Below are 10,961 nucleotides of genomic sequence, written 5' to 3'. Positions count from 1 at the left end.
AGCACGCTCACGGGTTCGACGGGGGAGCGACATCATGCAGGTGGATCTCAGGTTACTCGGCCGGATGCAACTGCTCGTCGAGGGTGTCGATGTCACGCCTGGAGCGGCGAGACGGCGGGCTGTGCTCACTGCGTTGGCGTTGGGGGCCAACGGGCCGGTGTCGCTGAACCGTCTCTCCGAGGTCACCTGGGGTGCCATGCCCCCAGCGTCCGCGGTGGCAAATCTTCGGTCGCATGTGACGGGCCTCCGCAAGGTGCTGGGTGACCGGCTGACTGCCCGCCGCAACGCCTACGAGTTGCGCTTGGCCGGGGAGGAACTGGACATCGGCCGATTTGAGCGGCTGGCCAGGGAGGGTCGCGTCCACCTGTCGGCCGGCGATCACCGCCCGGCGGTCGGCGCGTTGACCGCCGCGCTGGGTCTGTGGCGTGGGCCGGCCGGCGACGGGCTGCCGTCCGGGCCGGGGCTGGATGGTTACTGGGCCGGCCTCGAGGAACAGCGCCTTCGGGTGTTCGAGGACTGGTCGCAGGCTCGGTTGGCCGTCGGCGAGCACGCTGATCTGCTCGGTGGCCTGCGTCGGCATCTCGCCGCGCACCCGTTGCGGGAGCGTGCCTGGGGGCACCTGATGCTTGCGCTCTACCGCTGTGGTGATGTGCCGGCGGCGCTGACCGCGTACCGGGAGGCGCACGCGGTGCTCGCGGAACACCTTGGCATCGAACCGGGTGAGGAACTGGCCGCGCTTCATCGGGCCATGCTGGACCGTTCACCCGATCTCGCCCATCCGGCTGGCTCGCCGAGCCGGCGGGACGCGGAAGCGCGCAGCGCCAGCGGGCAGCCTGGCGTACCCCGGGAACTGCCGGCGGACCTCACCACGTTCGTCGGGCGTACCGGTGAGGTGGCGGGGGTGGTCGCGGCCGTGGTGGGCAAGGGTCCGGCCGCAGCGGTCGTCACCGGGCCCGCCGGCAGCGGGAAGACGGCGATCGCGGTCCGGGCCGCGCACTCGGTCGGCGCCGAGTTCCCGGATGGGCAGATCTTCGTCGACCTCGGGTCACGGCCGTCGGTGCCCGCTGCGGAGGTGCTCGGCCGGGTACTGCGCGCGCTGGGGGTGCCCACCGGTGACGTGCCGGAGGACGTGGACGAGCGGGCCGGCTGGTACCGGAGCCGGGTGGCCGGCCGACGAATACTTCTCGTCATCGACGGAGTGACCGGCGCCGGCCAGGTGCGCCCGCTGGTTCCGGCCGGGCCCGGCCCGGCGCTGATCGTCGTCGGCCAGCGGCGGCTGCACGGTCTGGACGGGGTCCGGTCGATCGGGCTGCGTCCCCTGTCGTCCACCGGGGCGCGGGCGCTGTTGGCCGCACTCGTCGGTGCCGACCGGCTGGACCCGGAACCCGCCGCCACCGCCGAGCTGATCCGCCTCTGCGCCGGATCGGTGCTGGCGCTGCGGATCGCCGCCTCGCGGTTGGCGGGCCAGCCGGACACACCGGTCGGCGCCCTGGTCGACCGGGTGCGTGACGGGCGGGCGCGGCTGGACCTGCTGTCGTTCGGCGACCTGTCGGTGCGGGCGAGCTTGGCGGCCCACGTCGCCGCCCTTCGCTCGGCCGACGAGGTGGCCGGCCGTCTCCTCGTCCTGCTCGGTCAGTCACCCGACGGGGCGGTCGTCCCCGAGCGGACGGCGGTGCGGCTCGGCGTCCCCGTCGGGCGGGTGTGGCGTGCCCTAGAGGACCTGGTCGACGCGCACCTGGTACACCAGGACGAGCCGGGCCGGTACCGCCTGCCCGCGCTGGTCCGCGACTACGCAGCCGAGTTGGCAGCGGTGCGATCGGCGGCCCCGGAGGCCGGATGGCGGGCCGATTCAGTCGCGGCCTGAATGCCGTGCTGGCTCAGGTGATGTCACCGCGCACGATGGCCACCGCGACCCGGCAGAGTTCGTCCATGTCGGGTTCGAAGCCGGCGGCGATGTCGGGATGCAGGCCGGCCCGCGTCTCGTCGAGCAGTCGCTGGCAGACCTGCTCCACCGGCTCACCGGCGTAGCTGTCCCGGACCCGGTCGGCGGCCGCCTGAAGGGCCGAGGTCAACTGGTCCTCCAGCGGCCCACGCAGCTTCGCCTGCACCGGGTCGCGAGGCTCAAGCGTGACATGTGGCTCCGACATCGACGCTCCCTTCGTCGGCGGCTGCGGTACCCCACCGCGGCCGTCGGTCAAACCACCGTTGATACGGCGGCGACGCGTACCTGGTACGAGAACTCCTCGGCCGGCTCCTCGACGTACGAAAGCCGGCGGATCTGCTTGTCGTCGTCGTAGAGGGCGACGTCGACCAGGACGCCGAGGTGGGTCAGGCCGATGCTGGAGACCCGCTTCTTGTCCTGGAGTACCGCACACACCCCGCCGAGCAGGGTGCTGGCGTCGGAGGTGCGGTGCCCGGGCGGGCAGCGCAGGGTCAGGTCCACCTCGATCGGCCCGGACAGTGGGGTCCAACCGGTCTGTTGCGCCGCCTCGCAGGCGGCCTGTAGCAGGGCGCGTACCCTCGTCGCCTGCCGGTGCCCGGCGGCGAAGATGGACAGCGCCTCGGTCTTGACCGGCGGCAGGCCGCTCACCTCGAACGTCAGGGCGAGAGCGCGGGTGTCCTGCACCACGACGGCACCTCCTCGTTGGGGACGATCCTGCCCAACCGGTGGACCGGTGACGGGCTGTTCCCGCGAGAACCAACCGATCGGGCGGGTCGGGGTCGGCCGGTGGCGTATCGACGGCGACGGCGTACGCGCTGACGGCGAAGCACGTTAAACGCTAGTCCACCTGGCGGTCGCTTGGTAGCACCGCCGCTCAGCTGGTGGGACGCGGCGGAAACGCGCAGAACTCGTTGCCCTCCGGGTCGGCCAGCACCCACCAGCCCACCGTGTCGTCCGGCTCTCGCAGCAGGGTGGCCCCGGCCCTGATCAGGGCGGTCGGGTCGGGGTCGGTCAGGTCGACGTCCCAGTGCATCCGGTTCTTAACGGTCTTGCGCTCGGGCACCGGGTCGAAGACCCAGTAGTCCCAGGGGAAACCGGCCGCGCCGGTGATCGCTGCGTACCCCTTGTCGCTGGACTTGGGCTCGCCGCCGACGATGCCGGCCCACCAGGCGGCCTGCGCGGCCGGGTCGGCCGAGTCCACCACCAGCTCGAACGGCCCGGTGTCGGCGTTCGACTCCATCGGGATGGCGCAGAACTGGTTGCCGTCCGGGTCGGCCAGCACCCACCAGTCGATCTCCGAGTCCGGCTCGCGGACCAGCCGCGCTCCGGCGTCGAGCAGCACCGCCGGGTCCGCCTCGGGCAGCCGCAGATCCAGGTGGACGCGGGTCTTGACGGTACGCGGCTCGGGCACCCGGTTGACCCAGATCGACTCGGCCCGGGAGCCGGCCCCGCGCGGGTCCACCCGGGTGTCGCCGTCGCCGGTGTCGATCAGCTCACCGTCGAGGATGCGGGCCCAGAACCCGCCGAGGGTGTGCGGATCGGAGGCGTCGAGGCAGAGATCCTTGAAGCGTGCCAGCATGCCCCGATCATGCCGCCTGCCACCGACATCCGCCGTCCGGGCTGGCGCTTTCACCGAGCGACGTCGGGGACGTCCCGGTCGGGTGACCGGGACGTCCCCGACGCGTGTTGCTCAGTGCCGGCCGCGCTTGATCTCGTGGAAGGCCGGCATCCGCAGCAGCGGGAGCAGGCTGTCCCAGAGGGTCAGAGCGTCGTCGGTGCCGGGCACCTCGGTCAGGATCGGGCCGTGCACTCCCCGGTCGGCACCGGGAACCATGAGCACCGGCGAGCCGATGTCCGGCCCCGCCGAGGCGTACGCCAGGGCGTGCGAGGCATGCACCGCGTCGTCCCAGCTCTCGTCGTCGAGGGCGGCTGCCGCGTCGTCGAGACCGGCCGCCTCGACGGCGGCGTCCACCAGTTTGCCGCTCGGCGGGTTGCCGGCGTCGTGGGTACGGGCACCCAACTCGGCGTAGAACCGGCCGGCGTCGTCGTGGCGGCTCTCGGCCCGCAGCGCCTCGACCAGGCGCAGGGCCCGGCCCGAGGCGGCCATCGCCTCGGCGTACTCCGGCGGGACGTTCCCGCCGTTGAGGATGCTCAGGCTGAACGCCCGCCACTCGATGCGCAGGTCACGGGCCTCGGCGACGGACACCAGCCAGCGTGAGGTCCGCCAGGTCCACGGGCAGATGGGGTCGAAGAAGAAGGTCGCGTCCACCGCCTGAGGGTAAGCGCCGACACCCGGGCTGGCCCGGTCGGCATGACCTGGACCACACCAGCCGGTGTTCGAGTCGTCTCACCTGGGTCAGGTTTCGCGCCTTCGCAGGTCGGGCAGTGTTCCAGCCACGAAACGCAGGGGCGTGAACCGGCAGGTCAAACGCCCTGACCGTCTCGCCGTGCGCCGGGGCACGGGAGCCTCTCCCCGGCTGTTGGCCGAGGTACGAGGGGAGGGGTCATGAGCGAGCGAATCGTCAGGCTCAGCGCGGCGGTGGCTCATGGCGGCACGGAGCGCAGCGGAGTGTTGACATGAGCGACTCTGACGAGGCCCGGCGCCGGCGCCGACCCCGTGTACGGGTGGCGGCGACGGCCGCGGCGTTGGCGTTGGTGGCGCCGATGGCCGCCTGTGCCGGCGGCGCCGACAGCGGTACGCCCACGATCAACCTGTACTACCCGCCCGAGCAGAATCTGCAGCAGGTCGTCGACGAGTGCAACACGCAGGCCGACGGGCGGTACCGGATCGTCTACCGGGTGCTGCCGCGGGAGGCCGACGAGCAGCGGGTGCAGATGGTACGGCGGCTCGCGGCCGAGGACACCGGCATGGACGTGCTCGGTCTCGACGTGACCTGGACGCAGGAGTTCGCCAGCGCCAACTGGATCCTGGAGTGGACCGGGCGGGACCGGGCCGAGGTGGAGGACGGCACCCTCGACGGCCCGCTGGAGACCGCCCGGTACCAGAACAAGCTCTACGGGGCGCCGAAGAACACCAACGTCCAGCTGTTGTGGTATCGCAAGGACCTGGTGCCCGAGCCGCCGACCAGCTGGGACGAGATGATCTCGATGGCCCAGCGGTTGAAGGAACAGGGCCAGCCGTACCAGGTGCTCACCATGGGCGCCCAGTACGAGGGCCTGGTGGTCCTTTACAACACCCTCGCGGCCAGCGCCGGCGGCAACATCCTCAACACGGACGGCACCGAGGCCGTGATGGACGACGGGACCGTCCGGGCGCTGGAGGTGTTGCGGAACTTCGCCACTTCCGGGGTGACCTCGCCGTCGTTCAGCAACGCCACCGAGGACCCGGTGCGGTTGGACTTCCAGGCCGGCAACGGCGCGTTCCAGGTGAACTGGCCGTTCGTCTATCCGGCGATGCAGGAGGCCAACCCGGAGCTGGCGGAGCAGGTCGGCTGGGCCCGGGTGCCGGGCGTCGACGCGGGCACCCCGGGTCGGGTGACCATCGGCGGGGTCAACCTCGCCGTCAGCGCCCACTCCGAGCACCCGCAGGAGTCCTTCGAGGCGGCGAGGTGCCTGCGCAGCGCGGAGCATCAGAAGTTCTCCGCGATCAACGACGGGGTGCCGCCGACCATCGAGCGCGTCTACGACGACCCGGAGATGGACGAGGCGTACCCGATGAAGGAGACCATCCTCGAACAGCTGCGGGATCCGGCGGTGCGGCCGCTGACCCCCGCGTACCAGAGCATCTCCACCGTGACCTCGGCGCTCCTGTCGCCGCCGTCGGCGATCGACCCGCAGGCGACGGCGGACGAGCTGCGTAAGGCGATCGCGGACGCGCTGGAGTCGAAGGGCGTGCTGCCATGAACGACCGAACCCCCCACGCCAACCCGGCCGGCGAAGACGTGGCCACCGACCGGACCGACGCCCGCACCGGCGGCCGGCACGCGGCCGTGCCGAGGCAGCGGAACAGCAGGCGCGGCAAGCCGGCGCTGAGCGAGAACAAGCGGGCCGAGCGCAAGCTGGGCTGGCTACTGTGCGCGCCGGCCGCGCTGGTCATGGTCGCGGTGACCGCCTACCCGATCCTGTACTCGGTGTGGCTGTCGATGCAGCGCTTCGACCTGCGCTTCCCGGCCGAGCGGGAGTTCATCGGGCTGGAGAACTACGTCACCGTGCTCAGCAACGAGTTCTGGTGGACGGCGTTCGGGGTGACCATGCTGATCACCGTGGTCACCGTGGCCGTGGAGCTGGTGCTCGGCATGGGCCTGGCGCTGGTCATGCACCGGACGCTGGTCGGCCGGGGCATCGTGCGGACCGCGGCGCTGATCCCGTACGGCATCGTCACGGTCGTCGCCGCGTTCTCCTGGCGGTACGCGTGGACGCCCGGCACCGGCTACCTGGCCAATCTCTTCTCCGACGGGGCGCCGCTGACCGAGCGGGCCAGCTCGCTGGCGATCATCATGCTGGCGGAGATCTGGAAGACCACGCCGTTCATGGCGCTGCTGCTGATGGCGGGCCTGGCCCTGGTGCCGGAGGACCTGCTCAAGGCGGCCTCCACCGATGGCGCCACCGCATGGCAGCGGTTCACCAAGGTGATGCTGCCGGTGATGAAGCCGGCGATCCTGGTCGCCCTGCTGTTCCGCACCCTGGACGCGTTCCGGGTCTTCGACAACATCTACGTGCTGACGGCCGGGGCGAACGAGACCTCGTCGGTGTCGATGATCGCCTACAACAACCTGATCCGGGGCCTGAACCTCGGCATCGGCTCGACGATGTCGGTGCTGATCTTCATCACCGTGGCGATCATCGCGTTCATCTTCGTGAAGCTGTTCGGTACCGCTGCCCCCGGCAGCGACGACGGGGAGAGGCGTTGACATGGCTGACACCACCACCCGCGCCAAGCTGCGTTGGGGTCTGCTGGACGTCGCCGTGGTCGTCTTCGCGCTGACCCCGGTGCTGTGGATCATGTCGCTGTCGTTCAAGACACCGGCCACGCTGACCGACGGGAAGTTCATCCCCCGGGAATGGACGCTGGACAACTACCGGACCATCTTCGCCACCGACCAGTTCGTCCGGGCGCTGGTCAACTCCATCGGCATCGCGCTGATCGCCACCGTGATCGCCGTCGTGCTCGGCGCGATGGCCGCGTACGCGATCTCCCGGCTGGACTTCCCCGGCAAGCGGATGCTGATCGGCGTCTCCCTGCTGATCGCGATGTTCCCGCAGGTGTCGCTGGTCTCGCCGCTGTTCGAGATCGAGCGCCAGCTGGGCCTGTTCGACACCTGGCCCGGCCTGATCCTGCCGTACATCACGTTCGCGCTGCCGCTGGCGATCTACACCCTGTCGGCGTTCTTCAAGCAGATCCCGTGGGACCTGGAGAAGGCGGCCAAGATGGACGGCGCCACCCAGGGGCAGGCGTTCCGCCGGGTGATCGCCCCGCTGGCCGCGCCGGGACTGTTCACCACCGCGATCCTGGTCTTCATCTTCTGCTGGAACGACTTCCTGTTCGCCATCTCGCTGACCTCCACCGAGCGGTCCCGCACGGTGCCGGTGGCGCTGTCGTTCTTCACCGGCGAGTCGCAGTTCGAGGACCCGACCGGGGCGATCTGCGCCGCCGCCGTGGTGATCACCATTCCGATCATCCTGTTCGTCCTCTTCTTCCAGCGCCGCATCGTCTCCGGCCTGACCTCCGGCGCCGTCAAGGGATAGGTGAGAAACTCGTGGCTGAGATCGTGCTCGACAAGGTGAGCAAGAAGTTCCCGGACGGCACCACGGCGGTGCGGGACGTCGACCTGGAGATCGCCGACGGCGAGTTCGTCATCCTGGTCGGCCCCTCCGGCTGCGGCAAGTCCACCACGCTCAACATGATCGCCGGGCTGGAGGACATCAGCTCCGGCGAGCTGCGCATCGGCGGGCAACGGGTCAACGACAAGGCCCCCCGCGACCGGGACATTGCCATGGTCTTCCAGTCGTACGCGCTGTACCCGAACATGACCGTCCGGGAGAACATGGCGTTCCCGCTGCGGCTGGCGAAACTGGACAAGGAGACCATCACGCAGAAGGTCGACGAGGCGGCGAAGGTCCTGGAGCTGACCCCGCTGCTGGACCGCAAACCGGCCAACCTCTCCGGCGGGCAGCGGCAGCGGGTGGCGATGGGCCGGGCGATCGTCCGGCAACCCAAGGCGTTCCTGATGGACGAGCCGCTGTCCAACCTGGACGCCAAGTTGCGGGTGCAGATGCGCACGGTGGTGTCCCGGCTGCAGAAGCAGCTCGGCACCACCACCGTCTACGTCACCCACGACCAGACCGAGGCGATGACCCTCGGCGACCGCGTGGTGATCATGCGCGGTGGGGCGGTGCAGCAGGTCGGCCCGCCGCAGAAGCTGTACGACCACCCGAGCAACCTCTTCGTGGCCGGGTTCATCGGTTCACCGTCGATGAACTTCCTGCCCGCCACGGTCGAGGAGGGCAGGTTGCGTACCGCCCTGGGTGACGTACCGATCGGCGACCGGATCCGCCGCGAGCTGGAGGGCGCCGACGCTGCCCGGGAGCTGATCCTCGGCATCCGGCCCGAGCACTTCGAGGACGCCGAACTGGTCGACGAGGAGACCCGCCGCCGGGGGATGGAGTTCGAGGCGCCGGTGGACATCGTGGAATCGATGGGCTCGGACAAGTACGTCTACCTCACCGTCGAGGGGGAGCGGGCCTCCGCCGCCGAACTGGAGGAACTGGCCGCCGACACCGGTGCCGCCGACTTCACCGGCGCCGGGTCGAACCTGGTCACCCGGCTCTCGGCGGAGTCGACCGTGACCGAGGGGGAGAGCCGGCGAGTCTGGTTCAACCTGGAAAAGATCCACCTGTTCGACCCGTCGAACGGACGCAACCTCACCCTGCACGAGGGCCGCTCGGCCAGCGCCCTCGCCGATTGAGCCGCAGGGGGTGGCGCTGGGGTCCGGTGTGCGGCGTAGACGTTGCCCGAGGAGACGTAGCTCCAGTGCCGGGCCCGGGCCCCCAACGCCAGCCAGGCGGTGCCTCCGAGCACCAGCGTCTCCATCCCGCCACCCAACCAGCGGCGAAGCGAGGTCGCCAAGGGGCAGGGCTTGATGAACAAGTGGAAGCTTATATTGTTGGGGCGTGATGGCCGCTGAACGAACAGGAGAGCACATGCATCCCCGCATCCAGACCGCGAGTCCGGCATGAGCCCCGCTCCGACCCCTGACGCCACGGACGAGCAGGGTCGCAAGACGGGCATGTGGACCGACCCGGACCCGCACGGCGGTTACATGATCGGCGAGTATGTCGAGGGCGAACGGCACGGCACCTGGCGGCACTACTTCACCGATGGCCAGCTGCGGGCAGAGGGCGGCTTCGAGAACGGTGCCGTCCACGGTAAGTGGGTCTGGTACCGCTCGTCGGGCGGCATCATGCAACGCGGTGGCTTCAAGCACGATCAAAAGCACGGCACGTGGACCCGGTGGAACGCCAAGGGCGAGCTCATCGACAGTGGCGACTACGACAACAACAAGAAGAGCGGTGAGTGGACCACCTACAACCCTGACGGCACGGTCAAACGCACCGTCACGCACCGGGCCCGCCGATAGGCGTACCGGCGCCTCGTCACGCTCACACCACCCAGGTCGATCGCGAGTCGGCCGCCACCCATGATCACGCTCGATCCGGCATCGAGCACGACAGGCACGGCGGTCGGGGTAGGTTGCACAGTCATGGCCACGACCGGGGACGTCCGTCGCGACCTCGCCAGCCTCGCCGACCCGGAGCGGGCAGCGGGGGTGAGCCGGTTCCTACAGATGGTTCCAGGCGGGTACGGCGAGGGAGACCGGGCCATCGGCGTATCCGTGCCGGAACAGCGCCGGGTGGCCGGCCGGTACTGGCGCGACCTGTCCCTGGCCGAAACGGCGACGCTGCTGACGAGCGGCGTGCACGAGGAGCGGCTGACGTCGCTGTTCATCCTGGTGCGGAAGTTCGTCAAGGGGGACGAGGAGCAACGGGCCCGGATCTATCGCATCGTCCTGGCCAACACCGACCGCATCAACAACTGGGACCTGGTGGACTCCTCCGCGCCGTACATCGTCGGCCCCTGGCTGATCGACAAGGACCGGAGCGTACTGGATCGGTTGGCCGAATCGAGCGTGGTGTGGGATCGGCGGATCGCCATCATGGCAACCTTCGCCTTCATCAAAGCCGGCGACTTCCACTGGACCTTCCGGCTCGGTGACCGGCTCCTGCACGACCCACACGACCTCGTCCACAAGGCGGTGGGCTGGATGCTGCGCGAGGTGGGCAACCGTGACCGAGCGGCGGAAGAGGAGTTCCTGGCCCGTCGTTACCGGGACATGCCACGGGTCATGCTGCGGTACGCGATCGAAAAGTTCGAACCGCAGCGACGTAGGGAGTACCTGTCCGGCCTGGTCTAGAAGATCGACGCTCGCCGGATGGTGGGCTGATGACGCCTGCTCGGCGTGGCCGAGCCGTCTTCGGACGGCTCGGCCACGCCTTCGGGTCATCAGGGGGCCACGCGAGTAGCCGGGCTGTCGCCCGGCAGGCCCGACATGTTGGCCTCGACCGGCGGCAACGGGGTGGTGCCGAGGACGCTGCCGTCCGTGGCGTACGCGGTGAAGGTGGCCGGCTGGTCCGGCGGTATCCGGGTGGTGCCGGCGTACGACGCGTCGAGGGTGACCGTAGCCGGGGGTGCGCCGCCGACCGTGACCGTGACGCGGGCAGCGTCTGGTGGGGCGATCACCTGCACCTGGTCCGTCGGCGTGCGCGTGCTGTTGTCGGCTCGGATCCGCCAGCCGATTGGTCGTTGGTCGGCGCCCTCGGCCGGTAGCAGCAGCCGCAGGTCGGTCCACCAGCCGGTTCGGTCGTCGCCGTGCATGGCGTACGCGATGATTCCGCCGCCAGCGGGCCGCACGGTGAACAGCGCGGCGGCCGAGCCGTGCTCGCTGCCCGACCAGCGCACCCGCACCGTCGTTCCGGCAGCCGGGAGGCGACTGTCGAGGAG

At 70.2% G+C, this 10,961-nt stretch carries 12 protein-coding genes; 7 read left to right on the top strand and 5 right to left on the bottom strand.

Translation table 11 applies throughout. From position 1 onward, the window contains the following. A partial coding sequence (locus AB0M52_RS07640) for a BTAD domain-containing putative transcriptional regulator (RefSeq protein ID WP_363950270.1) occupies positions 1 to 1,864 on the top strand: 1,864 nt, incomplete at its 5' end. Positions 1,865 to 1,877: 13 nt separating this feature from the next. Here AB0M52_RS07640 and AB0M52_RS07635 read toward each other — a convergent pair. The 4 genes from AB0M52_RS07635 to AB0M52_RS07620 form a co-directional block, all read right to left on the bottom strand. Next, positions 1,878 to 2,147, bottom strand: coding sequence for a hypothetical protein (locus tag AB0M52_RS07635; protein ID WP_363950267.1), 270 nt, complete (start codon positions 2,145 to 2,147; stop codon positions 1,878 to 1,880). Between the two features lie 47 nt (positions 2,148 to 2,194). Continuing rightward, complete coding sequence (locus AB0M52_RS07630; protein WP_363950279.1) at positions 2,195 to 2,626, bottom strand: hypothetical protein; 432 nt, start codon at positions 2,624 to 2,626, stop codon at positions 2,195 to 2,197. A 190-nt stretch (positions 2,627 to 2,816) separates the two neighbouring features. Next, entirely contained in the window at positions 2,817 to 3,521 is a 705-nt protein-coding gene (locus tag AB0M52_RS07625) for a VOC family protein (RefSeq protein ID WP_363950265.1), read from the bottom strand. A 111-nt stretch (positions 3,522 to 3,632) separates the two neighbouring features. Continuing rightward, a complete protein-coding gene (locus AB0M52_RS07620) occupies positions 3,633 to 4,211 on the bottom strand; it encodes a DsbA family protein (protein WP_363950263.1) in 579 nt (192 codons plus the stop codon). Between the two features lie 308 nt (positions 4,212 to 4,519). Between AB0M52_RS07620 and AB0M52_RS07615 the strand changes: the two genes are divergently transcribed. From AB0M52_RS07615 to AB0M52_RS07590, 6 genes are all read left to right on the top strand, one after another. Continuing rightward, positions 4,520 to 5,806, top strand: coding sequence for an ABC transporter substrate-binding protein (locus tag AB0M52_RS07615; RefSeq protein WP_363950261.1), 1,287 nt, complete (start codon positions 4,520 to 4,522; stop codon positions 5,804 to 5,806). Continuing rightward, on the top strand, positions 5,803 to 6,813 hold the full coding sequence (locus AB0M52_RS07610) for a sugar ABC transporter permease (protein WP_363950259.1): 1,011 nt from the start codon (positions 5,803 to 5,805) through the stop codon (positions 6,811 to 6,813). The genes AB0M52_RS07615 and AB0M52_RS07610 overlap by 4 nt, the downstream gene beginning before the upstream one ends. A 1-nt stretch (position 6,814) precedes the next feature. Continuing rightward, the gene (locus AB0M52_RS07605) at positions 6,815 to 7,648 is read left to right on the top strand and encodes a carbohydrate ABC transporter permease (protein WP_363950257.1); all 834 of its coding nucleotides are present in this window, start codon (positions 6,815 to 6,817) and stop codon (positions 7,646 to 7,648) included. Positions 7,649 to 7,659: 11 nt separating this feature from the next. Further along, positions 7,660 to 8,868 carry a sn-glycerol-3-phosphate ABC transporter ATP-binding protein UgpC gene (gene ugpC, locus AB0M52_RS07600; RefSeq protein ID WP_363950255.1) on the top strand — a complete coding sequence of 403 codons (1,209 nt, stop codon included), beginning with the start codon at positions 7,660 to 7,662 and terminating at the stop codon, positions 8,866 to 8,868. Between the two features lie 267 nt (positions 8,869 to 9,135). After that, positions 9,136 to 9,540 (top strand): hypothetical protein, encoded by a 405-nt coding sequence (locus tag AB0M52_RS07595; protein ID WP_363950253.1) that lies wholly within the window; start codon positions 9,136 to 9,138, stop codon positions 9,538 to 9,540. 123 nt (positions 9,541 to 9,663) lie between these two features. After that, entirely contained in the window at positions 9,664 to 10,374 is a 711-nt protein-coding gene (locus AB0M52_RS07590) for a DNA alkylation repair protein (RefSeq protein WP_363950251.1), read from the top strand. Between the two features lie 89 nt (positions 10,375 to 10,463). Here AB0M52_RS07590 and AB0M52_RS07585 read toward each other — a convergent pair. Next, on the bottom strand, positions 10,464 to 10,961 hold a 498-nt coding region (locus AB0M52_RS07585), incomplete at its 5' end, for a hypothetical protein (RefSeq protein ID WP_363950249.1).

The organism is Micromonospora sp. NPDC051296 (assembly GCF_040682255.1).
Taxonomy (GTDB): Bacteria; Actinomycetota; Actinomycetes; order Mycobacteriales; family Micromonosporaceae; genus Micromonospora; species Micromonospora craterilacus.
The sequence above is the reverse complement of the archived record's forward strand: the minus strand, read 5'-3'. Positions and strand labels throughout refer to the sequence as shown.